The organism is Megasphaera hexanoica (genome assembly GCF_043520715.1).
Classification (GTDB): Bacteria; Bacillota; Negativicutes; order Veillonellales; family Megasphaeraceae; genus Megasphaera; species Megasphaera hexanoica.
In genome coordinates, this window is record NZ_CP171361.1 from 1 (window position 1) to 21,530 (window position 21,530).

Annotated in this window: 20 protein-coding genes, 1 tRNA gene and 1 other annotated feature; of the genes, 13 read left to right on the forward strand and 8 right to left on the reverse strand. The window is 49.0% G+C overall.

Annotation, left to right across the window (positions count from 1 at the left end; genetic code table 11):
• Positions 1–57 precede the first annotated feature (57 nt).
• The 3 genes from ACGTIC_RS00005 to ACGTIC_RS00015 are packed head-to-tail and all read left to right on the forward strand — an operon-like array spanning position 58 to position 1,900.
• A complete protein-coding gene (locus ACGTIC_RS00005; protein ID WP_006356266.1) occupies positions 58–852 on the forward strand; it encodes a replication initiator protein A in 795 nt (264 codons plus the stop codon).
• Positions 849–1,691 carry an ATP-binding protein gene (locus tag ACGTIC_RS00010; protein WP_002596233.1) on the forward strand — a complete coding sequence of 281 codons (843 nt, stop codon included), beginning with the start codon at positions 849–851 and terminating at the stop codon, positions 1,689–1,691. The genes ACGTIC_RS00005 and ACGTIC_RS00010 overlap by 4 nt, the downstream gene beginning before the upstream one ends.
• Positions 1,692–1,705: 14 nt before the next feature.
• Positions 1,706–1,900 (forward strand): transposon-encoded TnpW family protein, encoded by a 195-nt coding sequence (locus tag ACGTIC_RS00015; RefSeq protein WP_002596234.1) that lies wholly within the window; start codon positions 1,706–1,708, stop codon positions 1,898–1,900.
• Between the two features lie 64 nt (positions 1,901–1,964).
• Here ACGTIC_RS00015 and ACGTIC_RS00020 read toward each other — a convergent pair whose 3' ends face one another.
• The gene (locus ACGTIC_RS00020) at positions 1,965–2,165 is read right to left on the reverse strand and encodes a hypothetical protein (protein WP_002596235.1); all 201 of its coding nucleotides are present in this window, start codon (positions 2,163–2,165) and stop codon (positions 1,965–1,967) included.
• A 225-nt stretch (positions 2,166–2,390) separates the two neighbouring features.
• Here ACGTIC_RS00020 and ACGTIC_RS00025 point away from each other — a divergent pair, with 225 nt between their 5' ends.
• Positions 2,391–4,007 (forward strand): recombinase family protein, encoded by a 1,617-nt coding sequence (locus ACGTIC_RS00025; protein WP_002596236.1) that lies wholly within the window; start codon positions 2,391–2,393, stop codon positions 4,005–4,007.
• Positions 4,008–4,084: 77 nt separating this feature from the next.
• Here the strand turns inward: ACGTIC_RS00025 and ACGTIC_RS00030 are convergent, their stop codons facing one another.
• Entirely contained in the window at positions 4,085–4,843 is a 759-nt protein-coding gene (locus tag ACGTIC_RS00030) for a bile acid:sodium symporter family protein (RefSeq protein ID WP_257536565.1), read from the reverse strand.
• Between the two features lie 109 nt (positions 4,844–4,952).
• Positions 4,953–5,202 (reverse strand) — a binding site (T-box leader).
• Between the two features lie 277 nt (positions 5,203–5,479).
• Between ACGTIC_RS00030 and ACGTIC_RS00035 the strand changes: the two genes are divergently transcribed.
• Entirely contained in the window at positions 5,480–6,085 is a 606-nt protein-coding gene (locus ACGTIC_RS00035; protein ID WP_113856379.1) for a hypothetical protein, read from the forward strand.
• Here the strand turns inward: ACGTIC_RS00035 and ACGTIC_RS00040 are convergent, their stop codons facing one another.
• Entirely contained in the window at positions 6,086–7,513 is a 1,428-nt protein-coding gene (locus tag ACGTIC_RS00040) for an aspartate ammonia-lyase (RefSeq protein WP_113856380.1), read from the reverse strand.
• A gap of 361 nt (positions 7,514–7,874) precedes the next feature.
• On the opposite strand from ACGTIC_RS00040, the gene ACGTIC_RS00045 reads away from it, so the two are divergent.
• Positions 7,875–9,179, forward strand: coding sequence for a serine dehydratase subunit alpha family protein (locus tag ACGTIC_RS00045; RefSeq protein ID WP_113856381.1), 1,305 nt, complete (start codon positions 7,875–7,877; stop codon positions 9,177–9,179).
• Positions 9,180–9,298: 119 nt separating this feature from the next.
• Here the strand turns inward: ACGTIC_RS00045 and ACGTIC_RS00050 are convergent, their stop codons facing one another.
• Positions 9,299–9,760, reverse strand: coding sequence for a GNAT family N-acetyltransferase (locus ACGTIC_RS00050; protein ID WP_113856382.1), 462 nt, complete (start codon positions 9,758–9,760; stop codon positions 9,299–9,301).
• A 164-nt stretch (positions 9,761–9,924) separates the two neighbouring features.
• Between ACGTIC_RS00050 and ACGTIC_RS00055 the strand changes: the two genes are divergently transcribed.
• A complete protein-coding gene (locus ACGTIC_RS00055; RefSeq protein ID WP_113856383.1) occupies positions 9,925–10,758 on the forward strand; it encodes a pyridoxamine kinase in 834 nt (277 codons plus the stop codon).
• Here ACGTIC_RS00055 and ACGTIC_RS00060 read toward each other — a convergent pair.
• From ACGTIC_RS00060 to ACGTIC_RS00070, 3 genes are all read right to left on the reverse strand, one after another.
• Complete coding sequence (locus ACGTIC_RS00060; RefSeq protein ID WP_113856384.1) at positions 10,735–11,442, reverse strand: TerC family protein; 708 nt, start codon at positions 11,440–11,442, stop codon at positions 10,735–10,737. The two genes, ACGTIC_RS00055 and ACGTIC_RS00060, sit on opposite strands and share 24 nt — an antisense overlap.
• A gap of 276 nt (positions 11,443–11,718) precedes the next feature.
• Positions 11,719–13,059, reverse strand: a complete 1,341-nt coding sequence (locus tag ACGTIC_RS00065; RefSeq protein ID WP_059076544.1) for an aspartate aminotransferase family protein — start codon at positions 13,057–13,059, stop codon at positions 11,719–11,721.
• A gap of 36 nt (positions 13,060–13,095) precedes the next feature.
• Complete coding sequence (locus tag ACGTIC_RS00070) at positions 13,096–14,223, reverse strand: hypothetical protein (protein ID WP_113856385.1); 1,128 nt, start codon at positions 14,221–14,223, stop codon at positions 13,096–13,098.
• 416 nt (positions 14,224–14,639) lie between these two features.
• Here ACGTIC_RS00070 and ACGTIC_RS00075 point away from each other — a divergent pair, with 416 nt between their 5' ends.
• From ACGTIC_RS00075 to ACGTIC_RS00095, 5 genes are all read left to right on the forward strand, one after another.
• Entirely contained in the window at positions 14,640–15,944 is a 1,305-nt protein-coding gene (locus ACGTIC_RS00075) for a hypothetical protein (RefSeq protein WP_113856386.1), read from the forward strand.
• A 155-nt stretch (positions 15,945–16,099) separates the two neighbouring features.
• On the forward strand, positions 16,100–17,467 hold the full coding sequence (locus ACGTIC_RS00080; RefSeq protein WP_113856387.1) for a PhoH family protein: 1,368 nt from the start codon (positions 16,100–16,102) through the stop codon (positions 17,465–17,467).
• Positions 17,468–17,516: 49 nt separating this feature from the next.
• Positions 17,517–17,720: a hypothetical protein gene (locus ACGTIC_RS00085; protein WP_257536566.1), complete on the forward strand. Its 204-nt coding sequence runs from the start codon at positions 17,517–17,519 to the stop codon at positions 17,718–17,720.
• Positions 17,721–17,856: 136 nt separating this feature from the next.
• Positions 17,857–19,161 carry a hypothetical protein gene (locus ACGTIC_RS00090; protein WP_113856388.1) on the forward strand — a complete coding sequence of 435 codons (1,305 nt, stop codon included), beginning with the start codon at positions 17,857–17,859 and terminating at the stop codon, positions 19,159–19,161.
• Between the two features lie 93 nt (positions 19,162–19,254).
• Positions 19,255–20,766, forward strand: a complete 1,512-nt coding sequence (locus ACGTIC_RS00095; protein WP_113856389.1) for an NAD(P)/FAD-dependent oxidoreductase — start codon at positions 19,255–19,257, stop codon at positions 20,764–20,766.
• Positions 20,767–20,943: 177 nt separating this feature from the next.
• On the opposite strand, the gene ACGTIC_RS00100 is transcribed toward ACGTIC_RS00095, so the two are convergent.
• Positions 20,944–21,129 carry a ferredoxin gene (locus ACGTIC_RS00100; protein ID WP_075581604.1) on the reverse strand — a complete coding sequence of 62 codons (186 nt, stop codon included), beginning with the start codon at positions 21,127–21,129 and terminating at the stop codon, positions 20,944–20,946.
• A gap of 223 nt (positions 21,130–21,352) precedes the next feature.
• On the opposite strand from ACGTIC_RS00100, the gene ACGTIC_RS00105 reads away from it, so the two are divergent.
• Positions 21,353–21,428 (forward strand) — tRNA-Thr (locus ACGTIC_RS00105).
• Positions 21,429–21,530: the final 102 nt, after the last annotated feature.

Sequence of the window (21,530 nt, forward strand, 5' to 3'; positions counted from 1 at the left end):
GTGGGTGTCAAAGGGTACGCGATACATTTATCCTTTTCCCCCGGAAACGGCGTTTTAATGCGTGACAATACGCCAAAATCAACCCGAACACAGGGAGGTGATCCTATCGCTGATTATATCAGGGCAGACACGCGGCTGCCCGCCTATCTGCCGTATCCCCGTTTCCTGCTGAAAATGGAGATTTCACAGACCGCCAAGCTGCTGTATTCGCTGCTGTTAGACCGTTCCACCCTCTCCCAGAAAAACAAGTGGCTGGACGACGAGGGCAGGATTTATATTATCTATCCCATCGCGGAGATAGCAGAAATACTGGATAAAGGCAGCACCACCATCAAGGGGGCGCTTAATGAACTGGACACGGCGGGGCTGTTGGAACGGGAACGGGGCGGCTTCTCCGCACCGAACCGGCTTTATGTCAAAGTACCGCCAGTGCCACAGGTACAGTTTTCAGACCAACTGATGGCCGGAAGTCCGCCCCTCATAGAGCCGGAAAACCGTCCTACTGATGGTCAGAAAACCGACCTTATGATGGTCGGAAAACCGTCCCCTAACCAAACTACTATAAACAACCTTACAGAGAGCCAAACAAAGGGAGTGAGTGGGGGGCCGTCCGCGCCCTATGGCCGATATGGAAATATTTTTCTGTCACAGACCGAATACGACGAGTTGCAGGCAGAGTACCCTGACAGGCTGGAACGGTTCATCGAGGAAATGAGCCGCTACCTTGCCGCCAACGGGAAAAGCTACCAGAACTATGCCGCCGCCCTGCGGATATGGGCGGGGAACGACAAAAAGGAAGCCCCTAAAAAGGGCATACCAGACTACTCATGCAAGGAGGGCGAGAGTTTATGAAGAATGAAATCAACGCGGTTTTGGAGAATATGACGACCACCATCCCGGAGCCGGAGGACTACACCGGCGAGGACGGTTTACTGTACTGCGGCAAGTGCCGCAAGCCGAAAGAAGCCTATTTTGCGCCGGATAAGGCCGCTATCTTCGGGCGCGACCGCCACCCGGCAGAGTGCGACTGCCAGAGAACCGCCCGCGAGGAACGGGAAGCCGCCGAAAAGCGGCGCAGACACCTTGACACCGTGGAAGAACTGAAACGCCGGGGCTTTACCGACCCCACCATGCGGGACTGGACTTTCGAGAACGACAACGGCAGGAACCCGCAGACCGGGCTTGCCCGCCGGTATGTGGAGCATTGGGAAGATATGCGGACAGACAATATCGGCTGCCTGTTCTGGGGCGGCGTAGGCACCGGCAAAAGCTACCTTGCAGGCTGTATCGCAAACGCCCTCATGGAGAAAGAAATCCCCGTCCGCATGACGAACTTTGCTCTTATCCTCAATGACCTTGCCGCCAGCTTTGAGGGGCGCAACGAGTACATTTCCCGCCTTTGTCGTTATCCGCTGCTGATCCTTGACGACTTCGGCATGGAACGCGGGACGGAATACGGGCTGGAACAGGTGTTCAATGTGATTGACAGCCGTTACCGCAGCGGCAAGCCGCTGATCGTCACGACCAACCTTACGCTGGACGACCTGCACAACCCGGAGGACACCGCCCATTCCCGGATTTATGACCGCCTGCTTTCCATGTGCGTCCCGGTACGCTTTACCGGCGACAACTTCCGGCAGGAAACCGCCAAGCGGAAAATGGAGAGCATGAAGAAACTGATTACCGACTGAAAGGAGTATTGCCTATGGCAGATAACAAGCAGCACGACACCCGCACCACCCGCCGCCCTGACTGTGTGACGGAAATCCGCATGGGCAATTCCGTCCTTGTCGTGTCCGGCTATTTCAAGAAAGACACCACAACCACAGCCGCCGACAAAATGGCGCGGGTACTGGAAGCGGAAGCCGCTGCTACACAGGAGCCGACTTATCCGGCGTGAACCGGGGCATGGAAAAGCGGCCATGCCAGGGAGCATGACCGCTGGAACGAAAATCGGAAGTGCTTTAGCAATTCTTAATCTCATTCTCTATAAAATAATTTGCAATTTCAAAGGCTTTTATTCTTCTCTTTGCCAATGTGATTTGTGATTTATAACGCTCGGAATTATCCTTTGATTCAAATGTTTTTACTGTTTCTCTTAGCTTGTGCAGAGTTGAATCAATTTGCCTTTTGGCCGCGGTTAATTCATCTATTGTATACTTCATGTTTTCTCCTTTAACTTCTGATTTTTTTGTTAAATCAGAGTATACCACGGAGTTATGAACTTTTCTACTGCAAATATGGGACGACAACCCATACCATAAAAATCGGAAAATTGAAAAGCTGTAAAGAAGCAAATTTAACGCTTTTGCCGCTGTACAGCCCCCGCCGTTCCGTGGTACAATGAAACCACGGAATAGTGGGGCTGGCTGTCGGAAACGGAGGATTTTATGTTAAGACAAGCCACCCAAAACCTCATTACCGCCCTTTATCCGAGATTGTCCCACGAGGATGAATTGCAAGGCGAGAGTAATTCCATATCGAACCAAAAAAGGATACTCGAAACCTACGCAAAACAGAACGGCTTTACCAATCTGCGCTGGTACACCGACGACGGTTTTTCCGGCGCGAACTTCCAGCGGCCCGGATTTCAAGCCATGCTTGCGGACATTGAAGCCGGGAAAGTGGGTACGGTCATCGTCAAGGACATGAGCCGGTTAGGGCGAAACTACTTGCAGGTAGGGTTTTACACGGAAATGCTGTTCCCTCAAAAGGGTGTGCGTTTTATCGCTGTCAACGATAATGTGGACAGTGCCAGCGAGGGCATGGACAACGATTTTACCCCGCTGCGAAATCTGTTCAATGAATGGCTGGTGAGAGATACGAGCAAGAAAATCAAGGCAGTGAAAAAGTCAAAAGGCATGAGCGGCAAGCCTGTTACCAGCAAGCCGGTTTACGGCTATGTGATGGACGAGGACGAGAATTTTATTATAGACGAGGAAGCCGCCCCGGTGGTGCAGCAGATTTACCAGCTTTGCCTTGCCGGGAACGGCCCGACCAAGATTGCCCGTATGCTGACGGAGCAGCAAATCCCCACGCCGGGGACGCTGGAATATCAGCGGACAGGCAGCACCCGCCGTTATCACCCAGGCTATGAGTGCAAATGGGCGACCAACACCGTCGTTCATATCCTCGAAAACCGAGAGTACACCGGATGTCTGGTGAACTTCAAAACGGAAAAGCCTTCTTATAAGGTCAAGCACAGCATAGAGAACCCCGTCGAGAAGCAGGCCATTTTCGAGAACCACCATGAGCCGATCATCGACAAGGAAACATGGGAACGGGTGCAGGAGTTACGCAAACAGCGCAAACGCCCGAACCGCTACGATGAAGTGGGGCTGTTCTCCGGGATTTTGTTCTGCGCCGACTGCGGCCATGTGCTGTATCAGCAGCGGTATCAGAACAAAGACCGCAAACAGGACTGCTACATCTGCGGCAGCTACAAGAAGCGCACCCGCAACTGTACGGCGCACTTTATCCGCACCGATCTGTTGACCGCTGGTGTCCTGGCAAATCTCCGGCAAGTGACCGAATACGCAGCCAAGCATGAGAGCCGGTTTGTGAAACTACTTGTCCAGCAGAACGAGATCGGCGGCAAGCGAAAGACCGCCGCAGCCATCAAGCAGCTTGAACAGGCGCAGGAACGCATTTCTGAAATCAGCCGCATTATCAAGCGGCTGTATGAGGACAATGTAAACGGCAAAATCAGCGATGAGCGTTTCATGGAACTGTCGGCTGACTACGAAGCCGAGCAAGCGGAGCTGAAAAAGAGAGCCGCCGCCCTGCAAGCCGAACTGGACAAGTCACAGGCAGCTACCGTCAACGCCGAGAAATTTATGGGCATTGTCCGCAAGCACCTTGCCTTTGAAGAACTGACCCCCACTCTCTTGCGGGAAATGATCGAGAAAATTGTGGTGCATGAGTGCAGCTATGATGAGAACGGCACCCGCAGGCAGGACATTGAGATTTATTACAGCTTTGTCGGCAAGATTGACTTGCCCGAATAACCGCCCGACCTATCCGACACAATGGCCAAGTGTCGGATAGGAACGGCAAAATTTTTTGCACTTCTATTGCTTCTTTATCACACATAAGCAAACTTGCCTGTAACGAAGTAGCCAATGAGGAAACCGCCCAGATTATGGATGAGTACCATGAGTATGATGAAGAATCCCATTTCCAGGATTTTGGCACCATTGATAGCAATAACGCCACCGACGATGACCAATACGCCAAAAGCAGAAACGAGTACCAGTACTTTCGACAAGGAAGCGACGTGCTTTTCACCCATGATGCGATGAACGATGAGTCCCAGAACCAAGGGAACCAGAATAACTTTCATGACCGTCATGGCCATGGCAAAGAAGGAAACTTCAACCCACTGGCCAGCCAGTCCCCAGACGATGAAGGGCATCATAATGGGTGCCAGCAGGGTCGAACAGGTCGTAATGGATACGGACAGCGGTACATCAGCCTTCGCCAGAAATCCCATGACGTTGGATGCCGTGCCGCTCGGACAGGAACCCAGCAGAATCATGCCGACAGCCATTTCCGGCGGCATCTGAAAAGCCAATACCAGTCCATAGGCCAGGAGCGGCATAATCGTGTAGTGAGCCGTGCAGCCGATGAGGACTTCTTTTGGCCGCTGCAGGATGAGTCTGAAGTCTTTGGCATGCAGCGTCATCCCCATACCAAACATGATGACCCCCAAAAGCAATACCGTATGCGGTACGGCCCATAAAAATGCGCCCGGCATAAAGTACGCCCAGATGACGACAAGAAATACGATGTACGTCAGGTTCTTTCCGACAAAACCACTTAATTTCCCGATTAAATCCATCATATGAATCCCCCCGATGATACTGTACGAATAATAATATAAATAACATACCCCAATGACAAATCCTCATGACTATCCCGCTTTTTGTATAAAAAAACGCTTTATCTCTTTTAAAAGAGACAAAGCGTTCAGCTCTGCGGTACCACTCTTATTGTCGTAACGACCCCTCTGTGCATCTCCGGAACCCCCGTTCCTTGCAATGCCTGACCCGCTAACGGTGGTCTTCCGGCTGCGTCTACTTGCAAAGCGTTCGGGCAGCTGCTCATGGGTGACTTCACGGTATCTGCCCATCCCGTCTCTCAGCCTGCAACGGTTCTCTGTCATGGGGGATTACCCTTACTACTCCCAGTCAACACGGTGTCTGTGGATTTGTTGATGCTTATTATACGCACGGCGTATGAGAAAGTCAAGAAGTTTTTTTCTTCGCATCTTAAAAAAAGCACGAATTAAAACGTTAAACCTAAAATTATTAACATTGATTTTCCAGACATTCTCATTAATAATTAACGCAATCTATCTATAGAATTTTAGAATTGAAGCACATTCTTTTTCGTTATTTCAAATTTCATTTTGTCTTACTTTTGCTGAAAATTGTAGTATAATGTAGAAAAATCCCGTAAATCAAGGAGGTTCTGCCTTATGAAAAAGATATGTCTCTTCCTCATTCTGCTCGTTACCATAGCCGGTGCATCCTTTGCTGCAGACACGGCCGGATCATCCCCTGCCACTACTCCGCCCGTCACGGCCAGCCAGCCGGCAGATGATACCGCACGGTTCGACAACGAACGGACAATCCTTCTGGTCCGTACGACCCAGGGCGGTTACCCTGCCCATTTCATGGAACAGCGTCTGCGCCAGCCCTTCCGCCTTCCCTACTGGGACCGCCAGTATGCAGCGGAAACGATTTCCCCGGAAGACATAACAGAAGATACGATGCAAAAACTGGCCGCATCCTACAAAGCCGATATCGTCCTCGTACCGGTCGTACGGACCTGGATCTGGCGGCAGTATCACGCATATCGCGGCTGGTATGATGACGACGAATTTTTCACAGAATGCTGGTATGACCTGCGGGTATATGCCTACAATGTCAAAGATCAGACACTGAAGAGTTATAGTTCCCGCGGCTCAGAACGGGATGAAGCCTCTATCCTCAATGATCCCAATGAAATTCTGGGACGGGCCATGGACCAGATTCTGGAAAAATTGCCATATAAACGCATCCCGACGGACATTGAACGGTAATCAGCCGCTGATTTTACGCTGTGAAGCTTCCATCCAGGCCGCACCGGCAATGCCCGGGGTCGTCATTTCCCAGGGAGACAGGATGTGTTCCATCTGTTCCTCCGTCAGGATATGATGTTCCCGGATAATATCCCGTACGGGCCGTTTGGTTGCATAAGCTTCCCGTGCCAGGAAGGAAGCCTTTTCATAGCCGATATGCGGCAGCAGTGCCGTAATGATGCCGACACTGTGATTGACCCAGTACTGGCATTGACTGCGATTGGCTTCCAGTCCCTTCAGCAGTTTATCGATGAACGCATAAATCGCATTCGTCAGGCACTGCATGGCACTAAAAAGATTATACGCCATGACCGGCTCCATGACATTGAGTTCGAATTGGCCGTTTTCCGAAGCAAAGGTGACGGCCAAGTCGTTGCCAATGACCTGATAGCAGGCCTGGTCGAGTACTTCTGCCATGACGGGATTGACTTTACCCGGCATGATAGATGAACCGGGCTGACGGGCCGGCAGTTTCAGTTCATTGAGGCCACAGCGCGGGCCCGATGCCATGAGACGGAAATCATTTGCCATTTTGATCAGCACCAGAGCCGTGCATTTCATGGCTGACGATACTTCAGCAAAGCCGTCCGTATTATTAGTCATGTCAATGAGATTGCTGGCCGTCGTAAACAGTTCCCCCGTAAGTCCGGACAATTCTTTGGCAACGCCCCGGATGTACTGAGGTTCGGCATTGAGGCCGGTACCAACGGCAGTACCGCCCATATTGATAGTATGTACACCTTCAAGAGACCGCTTGATTCGTTTGCGACCCCGGTGTACGGCCGATGCATAGGCCCCCATTTCCTGTCCCAGTGTCACCGGTACGGCATCCTGCAGGTGGGTCCGCCCCATCTTGATGACATCTTTAAAGGCTTCTTCTTTATCGAGAAGAGCCGCTTCCAAAGCCCGCAATGCTTCGTTCAGTTTCTTTCCTTTGAGGATGAGGCAGACCTTCATACTTGTAGGAAATACATCGTTCGTGGACTGGGCCATATTTGCATGATTATTCGGTGATACGATATCATACCGTCCTTTGGGCTGCCCCAGGATTTCCAGTGCGCGGTTGCAGAGTACTTCGTTCATATTCATATTGACCGATGTGCCGGCACCACCCTGTATAGGATCGACCGGGAACTGGTCCAGCCATTTTCCTGCCAGGATTTCATCCGCTGCCTGTACCAGTGCCGCACCGATTTTCTTCGGCAGACGGCCTGTCTTCATATTTGCCAGCGCGGCTGCTTTTTTGACCAGCGCCATGGCATGAATGAAATCCGGGTCGAGATGATTGCCTGTAATATGGAAATTTTCCAAAGCACGCATGGTCTGTACGCCATAATATACGTCATCTGGCACATTCATTTCTCCCAAAAAATCATGTTCTGTTCTCATGATACCCCTCCTGGTCACGCACTGTTGTATACAGTATGCAATGGTTGTGATAAAGAAATTAATGAAAATTTATAAATCCATATTTCATGGGAACTGGTACAGTAAAAGGCGCTGCCGGATCTATGTCCAACAGCGCCTTTGCCGCACGTCCTATGAAATTTAGCTATATCTTAACGCTATTTGAAATGGTTGTCAAGATATACCGATACATCGTACGAACTCCCTGCAAGCCATTGCATGGTGATATTTATTGAATATGATTCTAAATACTTTAAACATTTACATTGTCTCCCGATTGCCTTATAATTTTATTAGGATACGTCTATCTTAAAATTTTGTTTTTATAAAGGAGACGATTTGCATGGAATTAGAAGAAATGTGGGAAAAGATGGTCGATTGTCTGCACAAAGAAGTAAAACCCGCCACGGGGTGTACGGAGCCGATATCGCTTGCCTACGCATCGGCTGTAGCTGCGGAAAAGCTGGGGCAGCCCGTAGAAAAAATTGAAGCAAGGGTATCGGCTAACATGATGAAAAACGGGATGGCCGTCATCGTGCCGGGAACGGAAACACCGGGGCTGTACATCGCGGCAGCCGTCGGTGCACTGGGCGGTGACCCCAAAGGCGGTCTGCAGGTACTGAAACGCTTGTCTCCCGACGTCGTACGGAAGGGCAAAAAGATGGTCGCTGACAAGCTCGTATCGGTCGATATCGCCGACGTTCCCAATGTACTGTATTCCGAAGCCAAAGTCTATGGTGGCGGCCATACGGCACGGGTCTGCATTGCCGACGATCACACCAATGTCGTGCGCATCGAAAAAGACGATGCCGTCCTCTTTGAAGCGCCGCCCAGGAAGAGCGACGAAGTCTCCCCGGAAGAACAGTTCCTGAACAACCTGACATTAAAGGATGTCTATCAATTTGCAACCGAATGTCCCATTGACGATATCCGCTTCATGGAAGAAGCCGCTAAATTAAATGAAGAATTATCCAAAGTCGGTCTTTCAGAAAAATACGGCCACTGCATCGGTTATACGATGAAATCAGAAATCCATACGGGATTCCTTAGTAACGCCCTGCAGGACATGATTATCATGAAGACAGCCGGAGCTTCTGATGCCCGCATGGGAGGGGCCCCGCTTCCGGCCATGACCAATTCCGGTTCTGGCAACCAGGGAATCACGGCTACCATTCCCGTCGTCGTAACGGCACAGAAAGTAAAGGCATCCAAGGAACAGCTCATCCGGGCCCTTACCATGTCTCATATGACGGCCATTTACATTCACAGCTTCCTTCCCAAACTCTCCGCGCTCTGCGCCTGCGGCACGGCCGCTATGGGAGCTGCTACTGGCATGGTCTGGCTCCTGGGAGGCAAATTCCAGGACGTACAGGATACCATTTCTAACATGACCGGTGACCATATCGGTATGGTATGTGATGGCGCCGGCAACAGCTGCACCCTGAAAGTTGCCACAGCCTGCGACGCCGCCTGCCGGGCAGTCATGCTCAGCCTGCACAATATCCGCGTAACCGGTAGTGAAGGCCTGGTCAGCAACAATCCCGATGAATCCATCCGCAATATTGGCGAACTGGCCAAAAAAGGTATGGAACAGACCGATAAGGAAATCCTGCAGATCATGCTCCATAAAAATAAACTCGATGCGTGAAAGCAAGAGAACTATCTAAAAATCTTATAGATAATTGTTCAGTCATCTCATAAAACAACTCACGTACACGTAAAGCCGCAACAAATGGGCAGCTGCTCATTTTGTTGCGGCTTTCGTCTTTACAAATCTTTTTTCAGATAAATCACATTGGGCATAGGATTATGATAATACGCCGGGATTTCGGTAAATCCGAATCGTTCATACGTATGAATGGCGCTTTTCATCGTATCGGTAAACGAATCCAACACCATTTCCTTATATCCATCTGCACAGGCCTGATTGACAATCTTCTCTACGAGCATACGCCCGGCATGAAGATGACGGTATGCCGGTTTGACATATAACCGCTTCATTTCACAGCGCCGGTCATCGTGGCGGTGATAGGCAATACAGCCAATAACCGCTCCGTCATCGGCCACGGCTGCATAGATGCGGCCATAAGGCGGTACATAACGTTGTTCCAGATGAGCCAGTTCATCTGACAGATTCTGAAAACTTAGATCCATGTGCAGAGAATCGGTATATTCCACAATCAGTTCCTTTAGTTCAGGCAGCCGCTGCGTTCCATCAATAATTTTCATGTTAATGCCTCCCATGCCTTTTCTTTTAGTATACCATAGACACCCCTTTTTTCCTATCGGTCTTCCGGCTATATATAATACGCATAAAGAACTAAATACAGCTTGTATTCATACAACATATCATATACAATGGATATAATATATTATTCCAAGAGGTGATGATCATGTTTACCAAGCGTGTACTGGCCATTCATGATTTATGCTCTTTTGGCCGCTGCTCGCTGACTGCTGTCGTACCGGTTATTTCTGCTATGGGGTTTCAAGTCTGTCCCCTGCCGACAACCTTGTCCAGTAATAATATCACATATCAGACATGTTATAGTTCGGATGTATTGTCTGATACACGTTTATTCATGGAAAAATGGGAAGAAATCGGCTGTTCCTATCAGGCTATTTACAGTGGATTTTTATCAGATTTCCAACAGATGCAAATTGTCTGGGAAGCTATCCGCCGCTTTTCTGACGAAAATACCCTTGTCGTAATCGATCCGGTCATGTCATTTGCCGACCGCCCTCTTCCTGTCTATAGTCAGGATATGATAGAAAAAATGCGCACTCTCATACGAAAGGCCACGGTCATTACGCCGACACTGATAGAGGCCTGTATGCTGACCGGGACACCAGTTGTCCCATCTTTTCCTTCCTTAAAAGATGTCCTCCGGCTCTGCCACCAGCTTTCGTCATTAGGCCCACGGTATGTCGTGATTACCCGAATTCCCGCATCAGATATAAAGATAAAAAATGTCAGTTTTGACGGTACTACCCATACCTATGACGAATGCCAGATTTACCGCGTACGGAAACAAGTGGATGGTCTGAGCGATTTATTTGCCAGCGTTCTTACAGGCGCACTGCTCCGGAATCACTCTATTCACATGGCCATGCGCCTGTCCCTCGATTTTCTGTCCTATGCCCTCGACTATACCCGCCAGGCCGGTTCAGACGCCCGGGAAGGAATCCAGATTGAGCCGTGTTTACGACAACTTCTCAAGATTTAAAGAAGTGCTTTTTTTATGTCTCGAAAAGATATAACCCGTACTGCAGACGAAAATTGTCAATACCGCCGGAACGGCAAATTCTGTCCAGCTGCCGGCAATCCTCATAATCAGTCTCCCCACTACAGCGTCATGCATGATCATGGAACCGGCCGTCCAGCCCAGAAGGCCTGCACCGCCATAAAGTACGACGGGGAAGCGGTCCATAATCCTGCCAATAACCGTGCTGCCCCCGACGATAATCGGGATACTGATGAGAAACCCGCAGGCGACGAGGATAAAGCTTCCATGAGATGCCCCGGCAATAGCCAGTACATTATCGACACCCATAGCCGCGTCGGCAATGATAATAGTCCGGATGGCACCCATCAGCGTGTCCGAAGCGTTAATTTTCTCATCATGCTCTGCCGGCAACAGTAACTTGATAGCAATAGGCAGCAAAATCAGCCCGCCCAGGACCTGCAGATAAGGAATCGACAGGAGCCATACGGCAATCAGTGTCATAACGAGGCGGATGATGACAGCCCCACCAGTGCCGATGAGTATGGCTTTTTTTCGCAAATCCGACGGCAGTTTATTGGCCGCCATGGCGATGACGACGGCATTATCACCGCCGAGCAGAATATCCAGCATAATAATGGATGCGAGGGCTGTTATAAAATCCCAGGAAACCAAGGTCCATTCCATGATGCATTCTCCTTTACATGAACATACGATAAAAAAATGAGACTTTCCCATGCCGTCTGACGGACAGTATGGAAAAGTCTCACCTATTGTAAAATGGTTACAACGCAGGCACCAGCCCAATGGGCATGCATGTTGACGCCAGCTAAAAGGTTACTCTCTTTTACTACTATATGTGGTTGTGCAATTAGTATACCAAATACACCGGCCTTGTGTCAATAGAATTTAGAATGCCGGGAACCATCATCGCAATAACTAAAATCTAAATTTAATTTTATATTACCAGCCTTTTTTACCGGCCAGAACGGCATCGGGAATGTCTCCTTTTTCAAAATCCGTCATTGCCTGATCCAAAATAGCAAATCCTTTTCTCAAATGGTCGTCCGATATATTCAGTGGCGGCTGCACCCGCAGGACGTTGGCACCTACATTGATGATCAGCAAATGATTTTCGTATGCCCGGTATAAAATTTTATAGGTGCCCTCCGGATCGGCTCTGTATTCACCGGTATCTGTTTTTTTTACGATACCAATACCCATAGACATACCGATTCCCCGTACGAAGCCTACTACATCAGGATGCTTCCGCTGCAACTGTCCGGCTTCTTCCCAAAGGAGCTTAATGGTCCGGGCAAGTTGTTCTTGAAAAGCTCTTCTCTGCAAGATAGTAAAGAGTGCATTTCCTGCCGCACAGGATACCTGGTTGCCTCCCAATGTAAACAGATGTGCCGGAGCCGGAAGAGAATCCATAATATCAGCCCGTGCCATAAAAGCTCCCAGAGGGAAACCACCGCCGATGGATTTTCCCATGATAATACCATCGGGGATGACACCATAATGTTCGATAGCAAAAAACTTCCCTGTCCGGTAAAATCCCTGCTGTACTTCTTCAGAAATAAATAAGATATGGTATTTTTGACATAAATCATATAGTTTCCGAATGAATATCGGATGAGCCGGCAATATACCACCATCTCCTTGTATCGGCTCGATGACAACAGCTGCCACTTCTTCCGGTGATAGATACATAGAAAAGGCATTTTCTATAGCTTGCAGACAGTCCCGCTCTACCTGTTCATCCGGAAGATTGATGCCAAAATAAGGAAAATGATAAATTTCCGGAAGGAATGGCCCCATCTTTTCCCGCATTCTCGGTGTACAGGCAGTCATACTGCACGAACCGTAAGTATTTCCATGATACGAGTTCAAAAAGGTAATAATTTTTTTTCGTCCCGTATAGGCCCTGGCAAATTTTACAGCGCAATCGTTGGCATCGGACCCACAGTTTCCAAAGGCAATCTTAGCCTTCACCCCTCCCGGGTAGACGGAAACCAGATTTTCCGCGTAGGTAATCGTCGCTTCATTGTATGTATATGCCGGAGTATACTGCGTGCATTTCTGAAATTGCTCTTGTACGGCAGACATGATTTCCGGATGGCAGCTTCCCAGATTCAGCGATGATGCACTCGTAAGGAAGTCAATAAAACGGTTGCCATCTTTATCGGTCACAATATCCCCTTGTGCAGATTCTACTACAAGAGGAAAATACGAAAGATGCTGGCAAGTTGCAACAACTTCTGCATCCCGGTTTACCCATTCCTGACACGCCATTTGTTTCATACTCTTTCAGCTCCTTCTCCTCCAAAATCCGGTACGTTAATTCTCGTTATATATTTCCGCTTCAATTTCAGCATCAGGATCATGACTGTTAATTTTATACAATCCTATGGTGAGCATGGGCAAGGCAAAGAAGAGGAAGAACCCCCAGCATATAATGCCATAGCCCTGAGCAATAAGCGGAATCAGCCCAAAGGTAGACACAACGACTCCCAGAGCAGTAAGACCCACCGCAATAGCAGGGCGTACCCAGCGGGGTACATAGCCTTTCGCCCGTTTATATGCAATTTCCACACGGTCATCTACAGCTTTAATAAAACCTGTGCCGGTCGCGATGAGTGTACCCAGGAGCACACTTTCAAAGAGGATATAGAGCCATAGCATGTTCAATTCTTCAAAGACGACAGCGACAGGTATTTCTGCCTGGATAGCTGCCGTAAAATTACAGCCCATCACCAGGAGAAGCAATACCGCCGGAATAATGCCAAAGATTCCGGAAATAATCCCACACAGGACCGCTTCTTTGCGGGTTTTTAAATCCCGCACCGTGTATAATACCACGGCGACAACGACAAGATTATAGAAGGAATACCGCAGGCCGTTGAACCACCAGTCGCCCCCGATTTCTGCCCGGGCGAATTCATTGGCAATAGCTCCTCCGAATTTATAGAAAACAACAGCCATAAAGAGGATGTATACGGCATACAGGATATATCCCCACACGGTAAGCGCCTTTTCAATCGTTGCCGTTCCTTTCAAGACCAAAATCACCATACCGGCCGAAAGAATGCCGATGCCAAACCATTTGGAAAGCCCGGTAAGACTGTTGAGCATACTGCCGGCACTGGCACAGACGACGCCCATAATGATGACCATCATGGCCCAGTAACATACTTCATACAGGATAGCCCCCCGGCCGAGAAGTCGTTTCATGAGAGACCCATAATCATAGGTCTTGAAGATACGAACGAATTCAAAAGTAATCACACACATCAGCGTCCAGACAACCATCGTGATCATCTGTGCCAAAAAACCGCCCAATAGTCCCTGCGTCCCAAAAAATTGCGCAATCTCAGCACCTGTACCATATCCGCCGCCAATGACTACTTGTTGAAAAACAAAACCAGGAATAACATATTTCGTCCAACTCGTCTTCGCCTTTTCCATATCGTCACGTCCTTTCTCTAATACATTTTGTCATAAAAAGTGCAAAAGATATCCTGCCAACAGCGCTATCGTGTACAATCATCGCCTCGTTTTAAATCATATTGATATGTACTATGAGAAATGATGAAAAGCCATACTCCGGAATATACGGCATAACTATCTTTTTATCAAATTACATATTCTGTATTTACGCTTTCTGCAACTTGATTTACAATACATATATAAGGACAGTTTCGTATACCAGTAAACATGTTTTATATTTTATTGTTTTCTTATTTTTATTCTTTATATTATTCTCTCTTTTATGCTCATATCATAATTCTTTTCAAGTGTCTTTAATAGGCTATTATTATGACCAAAACTTAAATTTCTTTGTATCTTCCATGATTTTTCTCTATTTATAAGGAGGAATGACATTGAAACTTGGTTTTATTGTGCCACAAACCCATGTCCGTCTTTTAACCAAACTTGTCGGACAATTTTCCCAGATAGAAATTACACCGATTATCTACGATGCCATTTTTGACATTCCTTTCTGCATTGAAGGGCGACAGCAGGAATTCGATCAGCTTTTATTTTTGGGAGAAACAGCCAAACTCTATACGCAGGCCAAGGTCACTCCCAGTATTCCTTGGGAATTTGTCGAACATTCCCACGCAGGATGTCTGAATTATTTGTTTCAGCTTACCCTGCAGGGGCATAATATATATCATCTGGTAACCGATATACAGGATCACCAGCTCGTCTTCGACATTTATGAAGAGCTGGACATTCCCCTCGACCAGACTCACATCGTCTTTGCTCCTGTATATGATTTTAATGAAGCCTATATTGAAGGGACGCTCCAATTTTTCAAAAACCAATATCGGTTTAATAAAGATATTGCCTGTCTGACCAAATTTGCCAAGGTATACGAACCGTTAAAAAAACTGGGCTATCCCGTAGCCTGCGTCGTCCCTACTTTATTAGATATTTACAACAGTCTTCAGAAAGTATATACGACGTATTTGTTTACGGTCAGCCGGGAAAGCCAGTTTGTCATCATCTACGTCGGCATTGATGATTTCAAAAACGACAGACTGCCTTATACAGAACGTAATGAATATCAGGGTATGCTGGAAAATGTCAACGTTATCAAACACATTTACGATTTATCCGTAGAAATTGAATCTCCTGTTTTCCACGTTACGGAACAGTTATTTATGTTTTTTACCTCCCGGGACATCATCGAACGGCGAACAAGGGGATTGGAAGATTTTTCCATGTTCGAAACTATCCGGGAAAATACGGCCAGCACTATCAGTGTCAGTATTGGCTTTGGCAAAACGGCCATAGAAGCACAATATCATGCCCGTATCGGATTGAACCGGGCACGTCACGGCGGCGGTAACCGTATTTATCTCGTCTATGACCTGCATCATATCTATACGCCCATTGACCCGCAGCCGGCACCGCATCCTAATATTTCCAACGAATTTCTGGAAATCAGCCAACGGACCGGCATTGGCGCACTGACAATCAGTCATCTTCATTCGTTCATCCTTCAAGCCGGGAAAAATGAATTCACAACAGCAGAAATTGCAGATTTCCTGAAAATCACGCCCCGGTCGGCAGCCCGCATGATTAATAAACTATTGGAAAAAGGGTATTGTTTTGAAGTAGGAAAAAAATATCAGCGCAAAACAGGCCGCCCCAGCCGTATTTTGCAATTCAAGCTATAGCATGCAATTTATTAGCCGTATACAGTCCGTTATTTACCGTAACAGGGCAAAACGGCCAAGGCCTTACCGATTTTTTACACAACCTTTATCTTACCTGTATGTTCACCACCTATGATGGAAAGGTAAACAAATCACAGGCAAAGGTGGGGATTTTCATGGCAAAGACGTATGTACTGGACACGAATGTCCTGATTCAGGCACCGTATGCATTGCAATGTTTTGAAGAAAATCATCTCGTACTGCCCTTAGTCGTCCTGGAAGAACTGGACGGACTGAAAAAAGCAGAGGGCGAGCGGGGTTACAATGCCCGGCAGGCAATCCGCATTCTGGAACGGCTGCGGCTGTCCGGCGATCTGCTCACGGGAGTATCTCTTCCCAACGGCGGTACACTCCGCATCGAGACCAACTGTATCCATGAAGAGCTCCCCGACTCGCTTCCCGACGACCGGTCCGACAACCGCATCCTGAAAGTATGCTGCCATCTGCGCAGCCTGGAACCTATACTGGTAACCAAGGATCTGCTGCTTCGTCTGAAAGCACAGGTTCTCCGTATCGAAGCCCAGGATTTCAGCACGGAACAGATCAACGTCCGCCAACAGCCCTATCTGGGCCGCAGCGACTGGTACGTGACAGAAGATGCATTTGCCTCGTTCCGCGCCGACGGCATCGATCCGGCCGCACTTTATCAGCTCGGCCCCGACGGCCAGCCCCGGCACCCGGCCCTGTACGAAAACGAATTTCTTCTCCTGCGGGCCGATGCCTCACGAAACAAAACCCACCTGGGCTGCGTCCGCCATGGCCGGGCTGTGCCGCTTTTGTATGCCGATGCTGCGCCCTACGGCGTCCGTCCGCGCAATGCCGGCCAGTATTTCCTGCAGGAAGCACTCATGCGCCCCGCCGATGAAGCACCTCTGGTCATCGTCAAAGGCCAGGCCGGTACTGCCAAAACATTTTATTCCCTTGCCGTGGGGCTGGAAAAAATCGTCAATCATCCTACCGGGGAATATCGCCGCATCCTCATTTGCCGTCCCAACGCCCAATTCGATACGGACATTGGATTCCTGCCCGGTGATGAACAGGAAAAAATAGCACCCCTGCTGCGCCCTATCCGCGACAATCTGGAACAGCTCGTCGATGGCAATGAAGACCTGCGCTATGAAAACGAGCAGGAACTGGCCGAGCGGATCGACGAAATCTTTGACCGGCAGATCATTCAGGCAGAAGCCCTCAATTTTATCCGCGGCCGGTCTCTTGAAAAAACCTATCTGATCATCGATGAAGCCCAGAACATGACACCCAACCAGGTCAAAGGCATTATTACCCGCGCCGGAAAAGGCACCAAAATCATTCTTCTCGGCGACCCCAACCAGATCGACCGGCCTTTTCTGGATGAGCGGACCAACGGCCTCATGTATGCGGCAGAAAAAATGAAGGAAAGCCCCCTTTGCTGGCAGGTCACCATGCTGCCGGGGGAATGTGAACGGTCGGAACTGGCCCTCGATGCCATATTACGGCTTTCCTAATACAAAAAGGAGAAGGAACGGGTGGACCGTTTCCTGTTACACATACTAGATGAAAAAATTTACTTATGAAAATATCACTCACGCGAAAGAATTGAACATATATCTGGAACAGGGAAACCGCGTACTGGGAGCCCTGGGTTACACCGATCATTCCAGCAAGCATACAGCCAAAGTCGCTATGACGGCAGGCAAACTACTAAAAGTCCTGGGCCTGCGTTTCAAGATGAAAGCCAACGGCAGCAAAATCAGCTGATAGTCCGTTTCGTCAGGCAGTCTGCTATGAACTGTGTCTGTATTGTGACGAAACCGCCATCTTTTCTGTGTATACTAAGGTCAATTGATATATATTATTAGTTTTACCTGTCATCAGAAAAGAAGGTTCTATGCAAATGAAATGGAAATCCTGGCGCCGGCTGGGCGCCGCTATCATGCTGTGTCTCTCACTGGGCAGCACGTCTTTTGCTGCCAATCATATTACAGAGGCTGAAGCCATCGGGGAAGTTACAGGAGATGGCGAGCACGTCTCTCATGTCATCGTCCAGTACGATGCGCCGGTTCTTTCATCTTCCCTTTCCCCTTCCGACTATACCGTCGATGGCCGGACGATTGAAAAAGTCTATACAAACACGGCGGCAGAAAAAACAACTGCCCATACGGAATCAGGGAACTATGTCGTACTCCAGCTCCAGGCCCTGCCCCTCGTCGATTCCTCTGTCGATCCTCATCCGGAAGACGGCCCCGTCAAAGACCGTCAGAAAAAAGGCCATGGCGGCGGACCCCAGTTGGGAAGCCACGGTAATCCCAGTCCACTTCCCGTCATGAAGGCTAACGTCAGCCAGACGGGATTTGTAAAAACGGCATCAGGCGCTCTCTATGGGCCGGAGGAAGGGATAGAAACTTCCAAATCCAGGGATCTGATTGTCGAAGATTTTATCCAGGGGACCTTTACGGACAGCCAGCAGCAGAATGCTGTATTAAAGTATAATCTCTATGTTCCGAAGAACTACGATCCACAAAAGAAATACCCCCTCGTCCTTTTCATGCATGATGCCGGCGTCGTCTCACCGGACGTCAAAGCAACGCTCGTCCAGGGGCTGGGAGCCGTCACCTTCGCATCGCCCGGATGGCAGGCCAGTCATCCCTGCTTCGTTCTGGCGCCCCAGTACGACACGGTTATCGTCGATGACAATTACGACTACGGGCCAGAACTGGATCGTACGATTCACCTCATCCAGTCTCTCTGCCGGACTTACTCCATCGATACGCGGCGCATATACAACACAGGCCAGTCCATGGGCGGCATGACATCGATTGCCATGGATGTTAAATATCCTCACTTCTTTGCCGCATCGTATCTCATCGCCTGCAAATGGAATGCCGCCGTTACGGCTCCTCTTGCCAGCCAGCCGCTCTGGACGGTCATCTGTGAAGGCGATGCCGGTGCCTACCCGAGCATGACGGAAATATTGGGGAATCTGGAAAAATCCGGTACCAAAGTCGATCGCCAGACACTGGATGCCAATGTACCAACCGTACAGCTGCAGGCCGAAGCCGCCTCTCTGATTGAACCAGACTGCAGCCACTATCTTACGATTTACAAAGGCGGCAGCCATCGGTACACATGGCTGTATGCATACACGATGAAGCCGGCACTGGAATGGATATTCTCCCAGAGCCTGCCGGAAACACACTAATTACCAAAAACGTCTTCCTGCCTCATTGACAGGAAGACGTTTTTTTCCGTACACTTATTATATACAAGATTTCCATATACAAGGAGGATTTCCATGAAACAATACGATGTCATTATCATCGGCACGGGAGCAGCCAACATCATTGCTGATGCCGCTATACGGCAGCATAAACAAGTTGCTATCATCGAGCGGGGCCGTTTCGGCGGTACCTGCCTGAACCGGGGCTGCATCCCGACAAAAGTCATGGTGACAGCAGCCAATCTGCTCTGTGAAATACGGGAAGGAGCCCGTATCGGCATCACAGCGGAAAACGCCACGCTGGACTGGGATACGCTGGCCCGGAGACTGTGGCAGAAAATAGACGAAAGTCCGGCCATTCAGGCGTATTATGACCAATTCCCCAACGTCGATACCTATAACGGCACGGCCTCGTTTACCGGCAAAAAGACGATTGCCGTGACAAAAGCCGACGGTACAGCAGAAGAACTGGAAGGCCGGCAGATTTTTATCGGTACTGGTGGCCGGACGAATATCCCCGTACTCCCCGGTCTGGAAGAATGCGGTTACATTACGTCAGAAACATTCTTTGGTCCCAAATTCCCGGGAAAACCGTATAAGAGCCTGATTGTCATCGGCGGCGGCCCCATAGGCTGTGAATTTTCTCATGTCTTTGAAGCGGCCGGCACCCAGGTCACCATCGTCCAGCACAACGTTCGCCTTCTGCCAAAAGAAGAGCCAGAAATCTCAGCGTTCATGCTGCGCCAGTTCCAGAACCGTCATATCGATGTCCGCCTGAATCAGGACACGATATCCGTGCGGCGCGAAGGCGATGAAAAAGTCCTGACTATCCGCAACCGTACAGACGGGACGACGGCAGAAGTACGGGCCGAAGAAATCCTCGTGGCCCCCGGCATCCGCCCTATGACAGAACTGCTACAGCTGGAACATACGGATGTCCGTCTCGACAGCCGCGGCTATATCGAGACCAATGAGTTTCTCGAAACCAGCGCAGATGGCATCTGGGCCCTGGGCGATGTCAATGGCAGGGCGCCATTCCGCCATAAAGCCAATTACGAAGCCGAAATCATAGCCCACAATCTCTTTTCCCATATGCCCCGCGAAAACTGGCGCTGGGCACAATACGATGCCGTACCGGCCGTAACCTATACCTATCCGGAAACGGCCCATACAGGACTTACGGAAGAAGGAGCCCGAAAGCAGGGATACGATGTGGAAACGGCAGTCAACCACTACTCTGCCTCAGCCAAAGGCTATGCACTGGGATACGAACCGGGAGCTTCTGATGACGGATTTATCAAACTCATCATCGACAAAACGAGCAAACAGATTCTCGGCGCCCACATCGTAGGCCACGAAGCGTCCATCCTCATCCAGCCCTTTGTCAACCTTCTCATGTGCGGTACTCACACAGTACAACCTCTCCGCCCGGATATTGCCTCAGCCGACGCACAGTATCTGCGCGATCTCCCCCTTACGCGCACGCTGGATCCGCGCAGTGTCTATACCCTGAGTGAAACCATGACGCCCCACCCGTCCCTTTCGGAAGTTACCATGTGGACACGATACTACTACGAAAAAAAATAAGATTTTGTTTAAACCAAATAATCTATGACTTGTAGCGAAAGATAAAACAGAGGCTGCAACGAAACGAACTTTTAAAGCCATTTCATTGCAGCCTCTGCTTTGTATTACGGGAGTCTCACTTTATATCTGCACGATATCAGCACCCTGCCGATGCCGTACGCCCTGTGTATTTCTTTCTCAGGCTTCTTCGATGGCGCCTGCCGGGCAGTTGTTCATTGCGTCAATAGCGGATTCTTCAACTTCCGGTGCTACATCGTCAGGAATCGCTTCAGCCATACCGGAATCAGCCATGTGGAATACTTCCGGACAGGAACCTGCGCACATACCACAAGAGATACAAGAATCATTTACTTTGAATTTCATAAGTCATCGCTCCTTTCGCGATACATATATCATATGGAGGATTATCGTATTCCGGTTCATCACCGTTTCCTCTTTACACGTATAGTATAACCTGCGCTGCTTCGATTGTACGTTGTAAATATAACGAAGAAACAAATATATCGATTTTTTTCAATTTTTTACCTCTTGACAAAACGCCACGAAATGGATATACTGGTAAAGTACCGTTCAGGTACAATCATATGCCACTTTAGCTCAGCTGGTAGAGCATCTCATTCGTAATGAGAGGGTCGTTGGTTCGAATCCGATAAGTGGCTCCAAAGAAAGGGGCTGTAACAAAATGAGCAAAAAAGCTCATTTTGTTACAGCCCCTTATTTTTTTACAGGTCCGCCATCCAGGCACTTGCCCGACGTTTTTTAGA